The organism is Streptomyces sp. R28, from assembly GCF_041052385.1.
Lineage (GTDB): Bacteria > Actinomycetota > Actinomycetes > Streptomycetales > Streptomycetaceae > Streptomyces.
The window spans coordinates 3,624,667-3,641,811 of record NZ_CP163439.1 but is presented as its reverse complement, the minus strand read 5'-3'; the positions used below and the strand labels follow the sequence as shown (position 1 = coordinate 3,641,811).

The window sequence follows — 17,145 nt, the reverse complement described above, 5'->3', positions numbered from 1 at the left end:
CAGAATCAAACGGCCGGAAGGGAGCGCGGCCCGACGGGAGGGAGTAGTGATGCCTGCGAGCATCCTCGAAGAGGTCGGTCACCTCTTCGCAGCAGCCTTGACACGGGATACGATCACCCGCCTCAGCTGCCCTTCCTGTGGCTCCGTCCATGTCGCCCAGCTCCTCGGGGACAACGGCGGAATTTCCTACGTGTGCACGGCCTGCGGCCACAGCTGGAGCTGATCGATGGGTGCACACAGGCGAAAGTGCGACTGGTGCGGCAGCGGAACGCCGATCGTCCGTGACATGGAACCGGTGAACCCCGACTACCAGTACTGGTGCGAGGAATGCGCGCGGGCGCTGATCATAAAAGGCGATCCGATCGAGACGTACCGTGAACTCGAGGGCGAACCGATCTACGGCCGTCTCCTCGAAGAACACTGCACGCTCAAGCGCTTCTATTCCTTCGTCACGGCTTGATCTTCGGCGCGTCCTGACCGGGGCCGGGGTTCCTGAGGGTGACCCCGGCGATCAAGAGGAAAAGGCAACCCGCCGTCCCGTAGAGGGCGGACAACGTCAACTCGATGCCGCTTTGGCGCAGTTCGTGCCGTCCCGCGCCGTGCGGCACCCACCACAGGGCGTACGAGGAGAAGACCAGCAGCGCGCTCACGGCGGCGGCCCGGTACGCGTGCGTGCCGAGGAGCAGGACGACAGGCAGGCACCAGACCCAGTGGTGCGACCAGGACACCGGGCTGACGAGCAGCGCCGTCACCGCACACGACGTCACCGCCCAGGCCCGCCGCCCGTCCAACTCCGCCGCCACGGCCACGCCCAGCCCTGCCACGCCCACCACGGCCGCCGTGACCATCCAGGCGGCCCCGGGCTCCGGAGTGTGCAGCAGGCGCGCGAGAACCCCGCGCAGGGCCTGGTTCGCGGTGTCCTCGGCGTACCCGACGCGCCCCGCCGCGAACACCATGCGGCTCCAGAAGCGCCAGGAGTCGTACGGCAGTACGGCCGCGGCCGTCAGGGTCGCCCCGATGAACCAGGCGGCCGCCCCGCGCGCGTGCCGCAGCCAGGGCCCGCCGGAGCCGTGCCGGCGCCGGGCCACGACACCGGTGACGAGCAGGAACACCGCGAACAGGGCGGGCGTCAGCTTGACGGCCGCCGCGAGCCCGATGCCGACGCCGGCCCAGCGGTCTCCCGGGCGCCGTGACAGATCCCACAGAACCAGGACGGCGAGCAGCAGGTTGATCTGCCCGTACCGCAGCGTCGTCCACACCGGCTCACACCACACGGCCACCGCCGCGACCCACCAGACGCTCTCCACGCGCGCGTGCCCGACCAGACGCAGCGACAGCCGGACGAACACCATGAGCAGCGCGAGGTTCCCAGCCGTTGCCAGGATGCGCATGGTCGCCGTGTCGAGGAGCGTCAGCGGAGTGAACAGCAGGGCGGCGAACGGCGGGTAGGTGGTCGGCAACCGGGCGGCCGTCGTCCGCAGCGCGTACAGGTCGCCTCCGGCCCTTACGGTCGCGCCCTCGGCCCGATACACCATCAGGTCGATCATCGACACGTGCGCGGCCCGCTGGGCCACCCAGAACGCGGCGAAGGAGACCAGGCAGGAACCCAGGGCGACCGGCACCCGACGGTGAACTCCGGGGGGCGCGATCGCGGTCACAGAACCTGACATTAGTGCCCGTATCGGTGCGGACTGGAAACGATTTGGTGCTGCACGAGGTCGACCGGTAATGTTGGCGTCGCCGCCGGGGGAACCCGGAGGGACATGGCAAGGGGCTATAGCTCAGTTGGTAGAGCGCCTGCATGGCATGCAGGAGGTCAGGAGTTCAATTCTCCTTAGCTCCACAGCAGATCCCGCCGGATCGATTCGATCCGGCGGGATCTTTTCGTTTGTCGGCAGCCCGTCGCCTTCAGGGGCAGCCATGGAAATGAGGGGCCGTCCGATCGGACGGCCCCTCTACGCGTGCGTGCCCGGGCTCAGGGCGCCTCAGCGGCCCAGGGCGCGCCTGCCGCGGCCCTGGGAGAGCACCGGCAGGTTGTTGCGGGAGGAGTCCTGCGCGCGGGTGTCCTCCTCGATGCGCAGGGCGAGGGCGGGGCAACGGCGTACCGCGCGCAGGGCCTTGGCCTCGGCGTAGCGCGGGACCTTCGCCTGAGCGACGGTCGGGAAGCCGTCGGCGCCGAGTTGGAAGACCTCCGGGAGGATGTCCGCGCACAGGCCGTGGCCGCGGCACAGGGTCCAGTCGACGTGGATCTTCTGGCGGCTGGGGCCGTTCTCCTCCGACTCGGCGCCGCCCGGGATGCCCGAAGGCGCCCTGCCGCCCTCGAAGAGGGGCAGAACTCCCTCCACGGGCCGTCCGCAGCCGTTGCCGAGGACGTGTGCCGCGAGGTCGTCGGTGAACGCCTTGATGGTCGACTCCAGGAACATCGCGGAGCCGTCCGGGTGCGAGCACGCGCCGCGCCGCTTCACGTTCTTGGCGACCTGCTTGAGCGCCTCCAGGGCGGCGGGGCCACCGCCGTTGAGGATGTCCTCCAGGCCGCGCGCGGCGGCCGGCAGACCGAGGTAGCAGGGGCCGCACTGCCCCGCGCTCTCCTCGGCCAGCCACTGCGCCACCCGCAGTGACTCGCCCAGCGGGCAGGTCTCCTGAGTGATCGGCAGGATCGCGCCGGCGCCCAGTGCACCGCCCACCGCGTCCAGGGAGTTGCGGGAGACGATCGCCTCGTTGACCGTCGCCGCGTCGATCCACTTGCCGTGGTAGCCGCCGGTCAGCACGCCCTGGGGAACGGGCGGGGCGCCGGCGAGCTGGAGGACGTAGCGCAGTGGTACGCCCGTGGGAACCTCGATGACCATCGGGCGGGCGACCGCGCCGGAGACCGTGAGCATGACGGTGCCCGGCTCGTCGTACAGACCGGTGTTGCCGTAGCGCTCCGGGCCGATGCGGGCGGCGATCGCGAGTTGCGCGAACGTCTCGGCGTTGGACAGCAGGGTCGGGGCGCCGCCGACGCCGTTCTGCGAGGCGCTGACCTTGCGGCCGGACGGGATGGCCGGGCCGCCGTCGATCGAGCGGATCAGGGAGGCGGCGGCGCCGGTGACCATGCGCACCGGGTTGCGCTGCACGAACGCGCGTAGCGCGGACCGACGGCTGTTGCTGAGACCGCGCTCGGCGAGGGCGGCCTCCATGGAGCGCTGGGTCGATTCCCGGGTGACCCCCACCACGAGCGTGCGGGCACCCAGGGCTTCGGCGCACAGCAGCGCGCCGTCCAGGATGAGGTGGGGGGCACGGTTGATCATCACCGTGTCCTTGCGGCAGGCCGGTTCGTCCTCACTGCCGTTGACGACGACGACCGGTCGTACACCGCGCTTGATCGCGGCCTCGGCGACCGTGCGCAGCTTCTTGTGGAAGGGGAAGCCCGCGCCGCCGCGGCCCTTCAGGTTGATGTTCTCGGCGAGCTTCGCGAGTTGCTCGCCGCCCATCGGTTCGAGCGGCCCGTGCACCTTCAGATGCATGGGCAGATCGAGCCTTTCGACAAGGTCGAAGCCCGACGTGAGCTGAGGAAGTCCGACTACGCGGACTTCGGGTACGTCGGGCAGGGCCTCGTTCACTTAAAGCCTCCGGAAGGCGTGTTCCAAGGTTCGCCCGACCCCGGTGCGTCGAAGTCGTAGGAGGCACCGGGGAATGTTTCAGTGGCGGGACCGCTGTTGTTGTACGTGTCGTTCTGGTTGTACGTACCGAAGACGGCGTTCGTCTCAGCGGTGTCGTACACATCACTCGAGCCGTAGCCCGCAGCGCCTGCGCCATAGCCCTGGGCGCCCGAATTGTCGTAGACGGGGATGTTGTAGCCCGTGTCGTTGAGCGGGTCGTAGGACGACGGGGGTGCCTCGCCCACGGGGGGCGGGGACGGGATCGGCCAGCTGCCCGAGGTGCTGCCCGGGCCGTCGACGCGCGGGATGGCCTCCGTGGGCTGCATGTCCAGGGGCATGTCCATGCGTGAGGTCTGGTCGGCCATGTAGGGCTGCTGCCGGCCCTGGGAACGGGGTGAGACCGCGCGGTAGGCGGCGGCGAAGCCGCCCGTGGACTCCGCCGCGGAGGGAGGCGTGGAGGGCATGCCGGGCAGGGTGCCCGTCCGCTCCTCGCGCGACGGCCGTGAGGGGCGGCGCTGGTTCTCGTAGCCCGGCAGTGCGGACCCGGACGCGGCCCGCGCGCGGCTCTCCTCCAGGTCCTCGCGGGCCCCGGGCTCGTTGCCGATGATCTGGGCGAGCCGGTCGGCGAACTTGCGCTTGACGGGGCGCGGGGAGGCGCGCAGCGCGAGGGCCGCGGCGACGGCGACCACGCACAGCTCGTAGCTGACCATGAAGAACGTCTTCGCGGGACGGCCGGCGAACAGGCCGTGGATCAGGGCCGCGCACCAGGCCGGGTAGGCCAGCATGTGCATCGCGCGCCAGCGCGCGGCGACCGGCGCCGGGGAGGCGAACTGGTTGCGCAGGGCGCCGGTGACACCCACGAAGATCATGAGCAGGGCGGCCAGGGAGCCCAGGCCGATGAGGAAGGCGCTGCCCGGGATCTCGTCGCCGCCGGCGAACACCAGGCTGAAGGGGATCAGTGCGGCGATCGGGCTGGCGTGGTCCAGCGCCAGCTTCACGCCGATGTGCACCAGGAGGAACGCGATCGAGCCCACGGCCGTCACCCGGTGGATGCCCTGCGCGATGATCCGCTGGCGGGTGTTGAGGATCATCCGGTCCTGGGCGACGAGGCCCCAGATCACCGAGCAGGTGAGGCAGACGAGCGACAGGACGCCGGCGCCGAAGTTGAGGAACTCCTGGAGCCAGGTGCCGCCGAGCAGCACGACCAGGGGTATGAGCAGCAGAACAGCAGCGGTCGCCACCCCGTAGGCCGACCGGCCCGTCCTGGGGAGCGAACTGTTACTACGACGAGGGTTCATGGGGGCAACTCCGAGCGGTTCGGGAAGGCGGTCCCGCTGCCGCACTCTAAGTGGCTCCATACCGGGGGGTACGGCGTTTGAGTTATTGCGTTGTTATCTACGGGCTGCGAGGAGCTCGCGATGTCCCTTAGCGACTGTTACGCCAGGTAACAATTGAAGGTTGTTCAGCTTTTCCAGGTCTTCACAACCCTCAGGTACGGAATTCGGCGCGCGATTGTTCACGCGCCCCCGTCCGGAAGCTGTCGCGCCCCCCGTCGAAAGGTCGTCGCGACGCGCTCCGGCGCTGCGGTACCCTGGCGCCATGCGTGCCGTACGCCTTCTGCTTAGCGAGCCGCGCTGATCAGTCCCGACCCCGGGCCAACCGGATGGTCGGAATCGGCGCGGCGTCCCCTCCTGTGCGAGGGGTTTTTTCGTTTCCGGAGAACCGCAGCCGCTGGCAGAGACGACCGATGGAGCTTTGAGGATCATGAGCGAGACGAACCCTGCTGTCACCGCCGAGGTGGCCGCGCCGCACCGCTACACGGCGGCCATGGCCGCCGAGATCGAGGCGCGCTGGCAGGACTTCTGGGATGCCGAGGGTACGTACGCCGCTCCGAACCCCAAGGGCGACCTGGCGGGCGACCCCGAGGCCGTCGCCCGGCCCAAGAAGTTCATCATGGACATGTTCCCGTACCCCTCCGGTGCGGGCCTGCACGTCGGTCACCCCCTGGGGTACATCGCCACCGACGTCTTCGCGCGCTTCCAGCGCATGACCGGTCACAACGTCCTGCACACCCTGGGCTTCGACGCCTTCGGCCTGCCCGCCGAGCAGTACGCCGTGCAGACCGGCACGCACCCGCGCGTGTCCACCGAGGCCAACATCGGGAACATGAAGTCCCAGCTGCGCCGGCTGGGACTGGGCCACGACAAGCGCCGGTCCTTCGCCACGATCGACCCGGACTACTACAAGTGGACCCAGTGGATCTTCCTGCAGATCTTCAACTCCTGGTACGACGACGAGGCGAAGAAGGCCCGCCCGATCTCCGAGCTGGTCGCCGCCTTCGAGTCCGGTGAGCGTGCCGTACCGGGGCACACGCGCGCGTGGAGCGAGCTGAGCGCCACCGAGCGCGCCGACGTCCTGAGCGGGTTCCGCCTGGCGTACGCCTCCGACGCGCCGGTCAACTGGTGCCCCGGCCTGGGCACCGTGCTGGCCAACGAGGAGGTCACCGCCGACGGTCGCTCCGAGCGCGGCAACTACCCGGTCTTCAAGGCCAAGCTGCGCCAGTGGAACATGCGCATCACCGCCTACGCCGACCGGCTGCTGGACGACCTGGACGCGCTGGACTGGCCCGAGGCCATCAAGCTGCAGCAGCGCAACTGGATCGGCCGCTCCGAGGGCGCCCGCGTCGACTTCCCCGTGGACGGCGAGCGCATCACCGTCTTCACCACGCGCCCCGACACCCTGTTCGGCGCGACCTACATGGTGCTGGCGCCCGAGCACCCGCTGGTCGAGAAGTTCACCCCGCAGGCCTGGCCCGAGGGCACCCACGACGTCTGGACCGGCGGTCACGCGACCCCGGCCGAGGCCGTCGCCGCCTACCGCGCGCAGGCCGCCTCGAAGTCCGACGTCGAGCGGCAGGCCGAGGCCAAGGACAAGACCGGCGTCTTCATCGGCTCGTACGCGACCAACCCGGTCAACGGCGAGAAGGTCCCCGTCTTCATCGCCGACTACGTCCTGATGGGCTACGGCACCGGCGCGATCATGGCCGTACCGTGCGGCGACCAGCGCGACTTCGAGTTCGCGCGCGCCTTCGAGCTGCCGATCCACTGCATCGTCGAGCCGACGGACGGCCGGGGTACGGACACCTCGACGTGGGAGGACGCCTTCGCGTCGTACGACGCGAAGATCATCAACTCCACCGGTGAGGGTGTCTCCCTGGACGGCCTGGGCGTCGCCGAGGCCAAGGCGCGCATCACCGAGTGGCTGGAGCACCAGGGCATCGGCGAGGGCACGGTCAACTTCCGGCTGCGCGACTGGCTGTTCAGCCGTCAGCGCTACTGGGGCGAGCCCTTCCCGATCGTCTACGACGAGGACGGCATCGCCCACGCGCTGCCCGAGTCGATGCTGCCGCTGGAGCTGCCCGAGGTCGAGGACTACTCGCCGCGCACCTTCGACCCGGACGACGCCGACACCCAGCCCGAGACGCCGCTGTCGCGCAACGAGGACTGGGTCAACGTCACCCTGGACCTGGGCGACGGACCGAGGAAGTACCGGCGCGAGACCAACACCATGCCCAACTGGGCCGGTTCCTGCTGGTACGAACTGCGCTACCTGGACCCGCACAACAGCGAGCAGCTGGTCGACCCCGAGATCGAGCAGTACTGGATGGGCCCGCGCGAGGGCCAGCCGCACGGCGGCGTCGACCTGTACGTCGGCGGCGCCGAGCACGCCGTGCTGCACCTGCTGTACGCGCGCTTCTGGTCCAAGGTCCTGTTCGACCTGGGGCACGTCTCCTCGGCGGAGCCGTTCCACAAGCTGTTCAACCAGGGCATGATCCAGGCCTACGTCTACCGCGACAGCCGTGGCATCGCGGTGCCGGCCGCCGAGGTGGAGGAGCGCGACGGCGCGTACTACTACCAGGGCGAGAAGGTCTCCCGGCTGCTGGGCAAGATGGGCAAGTCCCTGAAGAACGCGGTCACTCCGGACGAGATCTGCGCGGAGTACGGCGCCGACACGCTGCGCCTGTACGAGATGGCGATGGGTCCGCTGGACGTGTCCCGGCCGTGGGACACGCGCGCGGTGGTGGGCCAGTTCCGGCTGCTGCAGCGGCTGTGGCGCAACGTCGTCGACGAGGCCACCGGTGAGGTGACGGTGGTCGACGCCGAGCCCGACGAGGACACGCTGCGTGCACTGCACAAGGCGATCGACGGGGTGCGCGGGGACCTGGAGGGCATGCGGTTCAACACCGCCATCGCCAAGGTCACCGAGCTGAACAACCACCTGACCAAGGCGGGCGGGGCGTTGCCGCACTCGGTCGCCGAGGCGCTGGTGCTGATGGCCGCGCCGCTGGCCCCGCACATCGCCGAGGAGCTGTGGCGCAGGCTGGGCCACGAGGACTCGGTGGTGCACCAGGACTTCCCGGTGGCCGACCCGGCGTACGTCGTCGACGAGACCGTCACCTGCGTCGTGCAGATCAAGGGCAAGGTCAAGGCCCGCCTGGAGGTCTCGCCGGCCATCTCCGAGGAGGAGCTGGAGAAGGTCGCGCTGTCCGACGAGAAGGTCGTGGCGGCGCTGGACGGCGCGGGGATCCGCAAGGTGATCGTGCGGGCGCCGAAGCTGGTGAACATCGTTCCGGCGTAGGCCTTCGGCGATCGGGCGGGTTCGGGCGGGGCTCGGCGGGCGCCGTGAGGGTGGCGGGCGGCTCAGGGACTGACGTGAGCGCGGCGGACGGCTCAGGGACTGCCGTGAGCATGGTGATCGGCTCAGAGGCGGCCGTGAGCATGGTGATCGGCTCGGGGTGATCCCCTACGGGCAGGTTCGGGGTTCTGTTGGAACTCCGGGCCTGCCCGCTGCGTTTACCGTTGAAGAGTGACGCGGTGTGTGCCGCGGCCGGTCGGAGGAGGAGCTCGTGGAAGCAGTGATCGCAGTTGTCGCCCTGCTCTTCGTGCTCTTCGTCGCGCTGGGCGCGTACGCCACGGTGAAGGTGGTCGGCGCCGCCAAGCGCCGCGTCGACGAAACCATCACCCACGCCCGGCGCACGGTCGAGGACCACACCCTGCGGGCCAAGTCCTTCGCCCAGCCGGGCCCGGTCGGAGAGCTCGCCCAGCTGCGGCTGAAGCTGCGCACCTCCATGCGGGCCACCCAGGACGCGCTGCACGCGGGCGCGACCGACGACCAGTCCCTCAAGGAGTCCCTCGGCCTCTTCCAGCGACTCAACGCGCACGGGCACGAACTGGACGCCGAACTGCGGCGCCTGGAGTCCGAGCCGGACCGGGCGACGCTCGGCGAGCGGCTGCCCGACCTGCGCGAGCGCACCGAGCGCATCGTCCAGTCCGCGGATGCGCTGCGCTGGGCGGCCCGCGACCGGGCCCACCGCTTCGCCGACGACGACCTGGACAGCCTCAGCGCGCAGATCGACGTGGAGACCGGCGCCCTGCGGCACTGGCAGACCACGGAGCCCTCGTCGTCGCCGCCGCCGCCCCCGTGGCCGGAGGCCCCGGCCACCGAGGCCGCCGCGACGACCGAGCAGACCTGGCCGGACAGCCCTCAGCCGCAGCGGGCCGAGGAGCCTACGCGGCCCGCCATCACGCCGCCCGGCCCTCGCCCGACGTACCCCTGGCAGAAGAAACCCCGCCCCGAGAGCACGACTTGAGGACGGCCGAGCCCGCGCTGATCCGGTCAAGGCATTCCCAGGTGAAAGGGGTCGGACTGCCGCCCGGGCGCTACGCCAGGTAACCTCCAGCTCATGTCCCGCCATGTCGCGATCGTCACCGATTCAACGGCCTACCTGCCGCCGCGGACGATGGAGCGCCACGGCATCACCGCGGTGCCCCTGACCGTGGTCGTCGGCGGCCAGGCGCTGGACGAGGGCACCGAGATCTCGACCCGTTCCCTCGCCCAGGCGTTGCAGAAGCGACGCCCCGTCACCACCTCGCGCCCCAGCCCGCAGGTCTTCGCGGAGCACTACCGCAAGGTCGCCGAGTCCGGCGCCACCGGCATCGTCTCCCTGCACCTGTCCGCCGAGCTCTCCGGCACCTACGACGCGGCGGTCCTCGCGGCGCGCGAGGCACCGGTGCCGGTGCGGGTCGTGGACACCGGGATGATCGCCATGGCGCTCGGCTTCTGCGCGCTCGCCGCGGCGGAGGTGGCGGAGACGGGCGGCACGGTGGACGAGGCCGTCACCGCCGCGGAGAAGCGGGCCGGGGGCACGGCCGCCTACTTCTACGTCGACACCCTCGACTATCTGCGCCGCGGTGGCCGTATCGGGGCCGCCCAGGCGCTGTTGGGGTCCGCGCTCGCGGTGAAGCCGCTGCTGCAGCTGGAGGGCGGCCGGATCGGACCGCTGGAGAAGGTACGGACGGCATCCAGGGCGATCGCCCGCCTCGAGGAGATCGCTGCCGAGCGGGCGGGCAGCGCGCAGGTCGACATCGCGGTGCACCATCTCTCCGCCCCTGACCGGGCGTCGGCACTGGCGGATCGTTTGCGGGCGCGGGTGCCGGGGTTGGCTGAGCTGCATGTGAGTGAGGTCGGGGCGGTGATCGGGGCGCATACCGGGCCTGGGTTGTTGGGGGTTGTGGTTTCGCCGCGGTGAAGGTGACGGGGGCGGTCGTGGTGACGGATTAGCCACAGCCGTGGAGGCGGGCTCTTCGGGGTGCGTCACTCGTGTGGGTGGCGGAGTTATCCACAACTCGGCGGTAATCCCCGGGAATTGAGCAAGATCATCGCGAGTGTGGCGAGGTGTCCGATCCTCGTCGCATGGCACTTCGATCACGCACACGTACCACGACGGCAACCAGTGGCCCGGGGCGCGGCCCCGACTCCGACGGCCGAGCCCGCCATCGACGACGCATGCATGTCCCGGGGCGGGCACGGCAGCGCCATGCGTCGGCGGAGGAGTTGCGCCGCAGGGCGGAGGTGATTTTCGCCGAACGGGCCGGGGAGTGGCGGGAGTCGGGAGCGGGGCCGCCGTTCGGTGGGGAGGAGTATGCCCCGAGTTCGGGGGCTGGTTCGGGGGCTGGTTCGGGGGCTGGTTCGGGGGCTGGGGCGAGGGCGGGAGCGGGGGAGGAGCCTGCTTCCCGTGGACCGAGTAGGCCGCGTGGGCCGCGTGGACTCCTTTGGGAGGAGCCCGATTGGTGCGCGGGGGTTGAGGAGTCGGAAGCGGACCTGAGTGGCGCGCCGCGCGCTCGGGCGGCCGTGGGTATGGATGATCGGTACGCCGACTGGTCCGGGGGCTTGGGTGGGCCGCGCGTTGATGGGGCGAGGCGTGCGGATGTTCCGCGGACTGATGTGCCGCGCGCTGATGTGGCGCTGGGCTCCGGTGTGCTGCTGGGCTCCGGTGTCCCGCGCGGTGATACGGCGGTCGGCCCGGACACGCCGGATGCCGGTGCGGGTGCCGGGGACCATGCCGGGGCCGGGGCCGGTGACGGGGGTGCCGGGGACTGGCGGACGCGGGTCGGGCCGGCTCTGCGGGAGCGGATGCCGGTGTGGTTGCAGGTGAGGTGTGGGCTGGAGCGGCGGAGCGTGGTCGCGCTCACCGTGGTTCTCGTCCTCGCCGCCGGGTTCGCCGTGCAGCACTTCTGGGCCGGCCGGGCGCAGTCCGTGCGGGCGCCCGAGGTGGTGCGGGCGGCGGCCTCGTACGGAGGAGGGGGCCAGAGTGATGAGGCCGTGGCCGGTGCCTCGGCGGCCGATGCGCCGGGTGCCGTGGGCACGGCCGCGGCGGAGATCGTCGTGGACGTCAGCGGCAAGGTGCGCGAGCCGGGGATCCATCGCCTGCCGGCGGGGTCGCGAGTCGCCGACGCATTGCGTGTGGCCGGTGGGGTGCGTCCCGGCACGAACACCGACGGCCTCAACCGGGCCCGGTTCCTGGTGGACGGCGAGCAGGTGATCGTCGGCGGTACGGCTGCCGCCCCCGGGGCCGCTCCCGGCACCGGCCCGGCAGGTGCGGCGGTCGCCGGGGCCGCACCTGTGGGGCCGGTCTCCCTCAACACGGCCACCGTGGACCAGCTCGACACCCTCCCGGGCGTCGGCCCGGTGCTGGCCCAGCACATCATCGACTACCGCACCCAGCACGGTGGCTTCCGTTCGGTGGACGAGCTGCGCGAGGTCAATGGCATCGGCGACCGCCGTTTCGCCGATCTGCGGAATCTCGTACAGCCATGAGGCACGACGTGCGCGCACCCGACCTCGCGCCTTCCCGCGCCGCCGTTCACGCCGCCTCCGGAAACCGGCTCGGCGCTTCCCACCCCCGGCAGGAAGGACCGACGGACCTCCGACTCGTCCCACCCGCGCTCGCCGCCTGGGCGACGGCGGCGGTGATGCTTGACGCCCCCACGGTGTGGGTGGGCGGCGCGGTGGTCGTGTGCCTGATCGCGGCGGGCGTACTGCTGCTGGTGCGGCGCGGTGGGGTTAGTGATGGTCGTGCGGCGGGGGCTGGGGTGGGCTCCGTGGCCGGACTGGACGCCGTGTCTGGGCTGGACTCCGTGAATGGGCGGGATTCCGTGTCTGGGCTGGACCCCGTGAATGGGCGGGATTCCGCGCCTAGGCAGGACTCCGTGCCCGGGCAGGACTCCAGGCCAGGGCACTTCGCGCGGCCGCGTAGGCAGGGCTCAACGCCCCCGCGACTCACCTGGCCGCGTACCTCGGTCGCCGCTGTCCTGCTCTGTGTCGCCGCGGCCGCCGTCTCCGCCGGGCTGCACGGGGCCGATCTGCGGCGTGGGCCGGTGCCCGGGCTGGCGCGGGAGTACGCCACCGTGACCGCCGAGGTCGAGGTCACCTCGGACCCCCGGCTCACCCGGCCCCGGGTCAAGGGGGATCACATGGCGCCGACATCCGTGCTGATCAACGCGGACGTACGACGCGTAGAGGAGGCGCACGGCACGGCGGTGGTGACGCGGGCCCCGGTGCTGATGATCGTCGACGCGGCGCCGAGGTCTTCTGAGGAGGGGGACGTGAACGGGGTGCCGAGACCCCAGGGGTCCGGGGACGTCGACGGGGCACTGAGGCCCCCTGGGGCTGAGGACGTCAACGGGGCGTCGCAGCCTGCTACCGGCCGACGTTCGCCCTGGCTGGGGCTCCTGCCCTCCACGCGGCTGCGGGTGACCGCGACGCTGGCGCCCACGCTCGCCGACGGGGACCGAATCGCCGCCGTACTGCGGGTGCGGGACCCGGCGGTGCCGGAGGTCGTGGGGGAGCCGTCGGCGGCGCAGCGGCTGGCGGGGCGGTTGCGGGCCGGGCTGCGGGAGGCGACCGACGGGCTGCCGGCGGACCCGAGGGCGCTGCTGCCGGGGCTGGTGGTGGGCGACACCTCGCGGATCACTCCGGAACTGGACGAGGCGTTCAAGGAGACCGACCTCGCGCACACGCTCGCCGTCTCGGGCAGCAATCTGACGATCATCCTCGCCCTGCTGATCGGCCCGCCCGGCATGTCCCAGCTGGTCGAGCGCCGTGGTCTCGCGCCCCGCCTCGGCATCTCCCTGCGGACGACCGCGCTGCTCGGCGGAGTGCTCACCCTCGCGTTCGTCGTCGTGTGCCGACCGGACCCGAGCGTGCTGCGGGCCGCGGCCTGCGGAGCCGTCGCGCTGCTGGCCCTGGCGACCGGACGCCGTAGATCACTGATCCCGGCGCTGGCGACAGCCGTACTGCTGCTGGTGCTGTACGACCCGTGGCTGGCCCGCAGTTACGGCTTCCTGCTCTCCGTTCTCGCCACGGGCGCCCTGCTCACGCTCGCGCCCCGCTGGAGCGCGGCGCTGCGACGGCGCCGGGTGCCGCCGCGGTTGGCCGAGGCGCTGGCCGCCGCGGCTGCCGCGCAGGCGCTGTGCGCGCCGGTCGTGGCGGTGCTGTCGGCCCGGGTGAGCCTGGTGGCGGTGCCATGCAATCTGCTCGCGGAGTTCGCGATCGCACCGGCCACGGTGCTGGGCTTCGCCGCGCTGGCGGCGGCGCCGCTCGCGATGCCGTTGGCCAAGGTGCTGGCCTGGTGTGCGAGTTGGCCGACCGGGTGGATCGCGGATGTCGCCCGCACGGGCGCCGCACTGCCCGGGGCGGGAGTGGACTGGCCCGGCAGCTGGACCGGCGCGGCGCTGCTCGCCCTCGCCACGGTGGTCCTCCTGCTCGTCGGCCGGCGACTGCTGCGGCACCCCTGGTGGTGCGGTGTCTGCGGGGCGCTGCTCCTGCTGGTGGTTCTGCAGCCGCCGCCGCTGACCAGGGTGGTCACGGGGTGGCCGCCGCCCGGGTGGCGGTTCGCGATGTGCGACGTGGGGCAGGGCGACGCGACGGTGCTGGCGGCGGGCGCGGGGACGGGCGTGGTCGTGGACGCCGGACCCGACCCGGCACTGATCGACCGATGCCTGCGCACGCTCGGGATCACCAGGATCCCGCTCGTCGTGCTGACCCACTTCCACGCCGACCATGTGGCGGGCCTGCCCGGCGTGCTGCGCGGGCGCGCGGTGGGCGCGATCGAGACGACGGGGCACGAAGAGCCCGTGGACCAGGTGGAGTTCGTACGCAGGGAGGCGGCCGCCCGGCGCATTCCCGTGACGCGGGCCGCAGCAGGGGAGGAGCGGCGTACTGGGGCACTGAGCTGGCAGGTCGTCTGGCCGCCCGCACACCCCGCTCTCGCCCCGGACGGCCCGAACGACTCCAGTGTCGCCCTGCTCGTCCGCTCGGCAGGGCTGCGGTTGCTGCTGCTCGGGGATCTCGAACCCCCGGCCCAGCGGGCGCTGTTGAGATCGCCGGCGGGGGCACTGCTGAGCGGCGTGGACGTGCTCAAGGTCGCCCACCACGGCTCGGCGTACCAGGATCCCGAGCTCATACGCAGGGTGGCGCCGCGGCTGGCATTGATCAGTTGTGGTGAGGACAACCCGTACGGACACCCGGCTTCCAGCACCGTCGCGGCGCTGCGGGCGCAGGGCGCGGTGGTGCTGCGGACGGACGAGGACGGGGCGCTGGCGGTCGCGGGTACGGGCGCGGAGCTGCGGGTGGCGGGAGACTGAGGGCATGGATTCCGTTGTGGTTGATGCCTATCTCCGCCGCCTGGGGGTCGAGCACCCGGCATGGCCGACCGTGGACGTGCTGCGCGAGCTGCATCTGCGCCATCTGCAGACCGTGCCCTTCGAGAACCTGTCGATCCACGTCGGCGAGGAGATCGTGCTGGAGGAGAAGCGGCTGCTGGACAAGGTGGTGGGGGCTGGACGGGGCGGGTTCTGCTACGAACTGAACGGGGCGTTCGGGGCGTTGCTCACCGCGCTGGGTTTCGATGTGACGCTGCTCGCGGCGCGGGTCCACGGGAAGGAGGGGCGGCTCGGGATTCCCTACGACCACATGGCGCTGAAGGTGCGGACGGTGGACGGGGGCACATGGCTGGCGGACATCGGTTTCGGGGCGCACAGTCACTATCCGCTGGCCTTCGAGGCGCGGGGTGAGCAGGTGGATCCGGCGGGTGTCTTCCGGATCGTCGAAGCCGGGCCGGACGCGGCCGGGGTGCGCGGTGGGCACGACGTGGAGGAGGCGGCGGACCTGGACGTCGTCATGGACGGCAGACCGGAGTACCGGCTGGAGCGGCGGCCGCGGGTGCTCGGTGACTTCGTGGCCGGGGCCTGGTGGCACAGCACCTCGCCGGGCTCGCACTTCACGCAGTCGCTGGTGTGCTCGCGGGTGACGGAGGAGGGAGGGCGGATCACGCTCAGCGGGCGCACGTTCAAGGAGACGGCGGCCGACGGGACACGTGAGGAGCGGGAGTTGGGCACGGACGAGGAGGTGCTGCGGGTGTACCGGGAGCGGTTCGGGATCGAGCTGGACCGCGTGCCGACGGTGCGCAAGCCCGACCGGGACGGCTGATTCCGGGCAGTGAGGCTACTCGGGCCGCCTAGGCCGATCAGGCCATGCAGGGGCACACGGGGCTACTCGGGCCCACGCGGGGCCGGTCGGGGCCACGCTGGGCCACTCGGGGTCACTCGGGGTCACGCCGGGCAACTCGTGCGGGGCCCGGCGCAGGTTCGTCTCTCGTGGGTGTCCGAGAATTGCTCCGTGAGTGATGTGAGACATGTGCTGGTGCTGCCCGATCGTGACGCGGCGGAGGAGGCCGCGGAGGCGCTCCGGGAGCGGTTCGGGATCGATGAGGAGCCGCGGTTGGTGCGGGATGCGCTGGCCGGGGAGGACGATGCCGAGGATGCGCAGTGGCTGGTGGTGCTGCGGGACGAGGAGGGGCGGCTGGATCCGGGGAAGCTGGACGCGTTCGCGGGGGAGTGGGACGGCTGGCGGGAGGAGCCGTAGGCCCAACGGTGCCAGTGCCAGTGCCAGTGCCAGTGCCAGTGCCAGTGCCAGCGCCGGCGTCGACGGCGGTGTCGGTGCCACTGGCGGTTCCGATGCCGATGCTGGTGTCGGCGCGAGCCGCGGGCGCGGGCGCAGGCCGGCGGTGACCCGGAGGCGCCGCGTTGTCAGTGGCCCGTGCCATGCTTGTCGCGATGGCCAGGAAAAGTGCGACTGACGACCTCCTCGCTCCCGTGACCCTCGCCGTGGGTCAGGAGGAGCTGCTGCTCGATCGTGCCGTGCGGGAGGTGGTCGTTGCCGCCAGGGCCTCCGACGCGGACACGGATGTGCGGGACCTGACTCCGGAGCAGTTGCAGCCGGGCACGCTGGCCGAGTTGACCAGCCCCTCGCTGTTCGCGGAGCGCAAGGTCGTGGTCGTGCGCAACGCACACGATCTGTCGGCCGACACGATCAAGGACGTGACGGCGTATCTGGGGTCGCCGGCCGAGGAGATCACCCTGGTGCTGCTGCACGCCGGTGGGGTCAAGGGCAAGAAGCTGCTCGACGCCGCGCGCAAGGCGGGGGCGCGGGAGGTGGCGTGCCCGAAGATGACCAGGCCGGCGGATCGGCTGGCGTTCGTGCGCAGTGAGTTCCGGGCGACCGGGCGGTCCGCGACGCCCGAGGCCTGTCAGTCGCTGGTCGACGCCATCGGGAGCGACCTGCGGGAGCTGGCGTCCGCGGTGAGTCAGCTGGTCGCCGATGTCGAAGGGACGATCGACGAGGCCGTCGTCGGGCGGTACTACACCGGCCGAGCGGAGGCGTCGAGCTTCACCGTCGCCGACCGGGCGGTCGAGGGGCGGGCGGCGGAGGCGCTGGAGGCGCTGCGGTGGTCCCTCTCCACCGGCGTGGCGCCCGTCATGATCACCAGCGCGCTCGCGCAGGGCGTGCGGGCCATCGGGAAGCTGTCCTCGGCCCGCGGCGGGCGTCCCGCCGACCTGGCGCGTGAGCTGGGCATGCCGCCCTGGAAGATCGACCGCGTACGACAGCAGATGCGCGGCTGGACGCCCGACGGAGTGGCGGGCGCGTTGCAGGCGGTCGCCGAGGCCGACGCCGGAGTGAAGGGCGGCGGGGACGATCCCGAGTACGCCCTGGAGAAGGCGGTCGTGACGATCGCGCGGGCGGCGCGTTCCAGGGGCCGAAGCTGAGCGGGACCGAAGCTGAGCGGGACCGAAGCTGAGCGGGACCGAAGACGCGCCCCAGTCATGAT

The 17,145-nt window shown here is 71.6% G+C and carries 12 protein-coding genes and 1 tRNA gene; 10 read left to right on the top strand and 3 right to left on the bottom strand.

Going from position 1 to position 17,145, the window contains the following annotated elements:
• Window positions 1-226 precede the first annotated feature (226 nt).
• Window positions 227-460, top strand: a complete 234-nt coding sequence (locus tag AB5J49_RS16090; RefSeq protein WP_003976229.1) for a hypothetical protein — start codon at window positions 227-229, stop codon at window positions 458-460.
• Here the strand turns inward: AB5J49_RS16090 and AB5J49_RS16085 are convergent.
• Window positions 450-1,658, bottom strand: a complete 1,209-nt coding sequence (locus AB5J49_RS16085; protein WP_369169326.1) for a glycosyltransferase 87 family protein — start codon at window positions 1,656-1,658, stop codon at window positions 450-452. The genes AB5J49_RS16090 and AB5J49_RS16085 overlap by 11 nt on opposite strands.
• 112 nt (window positions 1,659-1,770) lie before the next feature.
• Between AB5J49_RS16085 and AB5J49_RS16080 the strand changes: the two genes are divergently transcribed.
• Window positions 1,771-1,843, top strand: a tRNA-Ala gene (locus AB5J49_RS16080).
• Window positions 1,844-1,985: 142 nt separating this feature from the next.
• Here AB5J49_RS16080 and AB5J49_RS16075 read toward each other — a convergent pair.
• Complete coding sequence (locus AB5J49_RS16075) at window positions 1,986-3,599, bottom strand: NADH-ubiquinone oxidoreductase-F iron-sulfur binding region domain-containing protein (protein WP_369169325.1); 1,614 nt, start codon at window positions 3,597-3,599, stop codon at window positions 1,986-1,988.
• Complete coding sequence (locus tag AB5J49_RS16070) at window positions 3,596-4,936, bottom strand: cytochrome b/b6 domain-containing protein (RefSeq protein WP_369169324.1); 1,341 nt, start codon at window positions 4,934-4,936, stop codon at window positions 3,596-3,598. The genes AB5J49_RS16075 and AB5J49_RS16070 overlap by 4 nt, the downstream gene beginning before the upstream one ends.
• A 466-nt stretch (window positions 4,937-5,402) precedes the next feature.
• Here AB5J49_RS16070 and leuS point away from each other — a divergent pair, with 466 nt between their 5' ends.
• From leuS to holA, 8 genes are all read left to right on the top strand, one after another.
• Window positions 5,403-8,276: a leucine--tRNA ligase gene (leuS, locus tag AB5J49_RS16065; RefSeq protein WP_369169323.1), complete on the top strand. Its 2,874-nt coding sequence runs from the start codon at window positions 5,403-5,405 to the stop codon at window positions 8,274-8,276.
• Window positions 8,277-8,544: 268 nt separating this feature from the next.
• Entirely contained in the window at window positions 8,545-9,288 is a 744-nt protein-coding gene (locus AB5J49_RS16060; RefSeq protein ID WP_369169322.1) for a hypothetical protein, read from the top strand.
• A gap of 93 nt (window positions 9,289-9,381) precedes the next feature.
• Window positions 9,382-10,227 carry a DegV family protein gene (locus AB5J49_RS16055; protein WP_369169321.1) on the top strand — a complete coding sequence of 282 codons (846 nt, stop codon included), beginning with the start codon at window positions 9,382-9,384 and terminating at the stop codon, window positions 10,225-10,227.
• Window positions 10,228-10,922: 695 nt separating this feature from the next.
• Entirely contained in the window at window positions 10,923-11,795 is an 873-nt protein-coding gene (locus AB5J49_RS16050) for a helix-hairpin-helix domain-containing protein (protein ID WP_369169320.1), read from the top strand.
• Complete coding sequence (locus AB5J49_RS16045; RefSeq protein WP_369169319.1) at window positions 11,792-14,623, top strand: ComEC/Rec2 family competence protein; 2,832 nt, start codon at window positions 11,792-11,794, stop codon at window positions 14,621-14,623. The genes AB5J49_RS16050 and AB5J49_RS16045 overlap by 4 nt, the downstream gene beginning before the upstream one ends.
• A 4-nt stretch (window positions 14,624-14,627) precedes the next feature.
• The gene (locus AB5J49_RS16040; RefSeq protein ID WP_369169318.1) at window positions 14,628-15,467 is read left to right on the top strand and encodes an arylamine N-acetyltransferase; all 840 of its coding nucleotides are present in this window, start codon (window positions 14,628-14,630) and stop codon (window positions 15,465-15,467) included.
• 189 nt (window positions 15,468-15,656) lie between these two features.
• A complete protein-coding gene (locus tag AB5J49_RS16035; RefSeq protein WP_369169317.1) occupies window positions 15,657-15,902 on the top strand; it encodes a hypothetical protein in 246 nt (81 codons plus the stop codon).
• A gap of 191 nt (window positions 15,903-16,093) precedes the next feature.
• Window positions 16,094-17,083, top strand: a complete 990-nt coding sequence (gene holA, locus AB5J49_RS16030) for a DNA polymerase III subunit delta (protein ID WP_369169316.1) — start codon at window positions 16,094-16,096, stop codon at window positions 17,081-17,083.
• The last annotated feature ends 62 nt before the right edge of the window (window positions 17,084-17,145 follow it).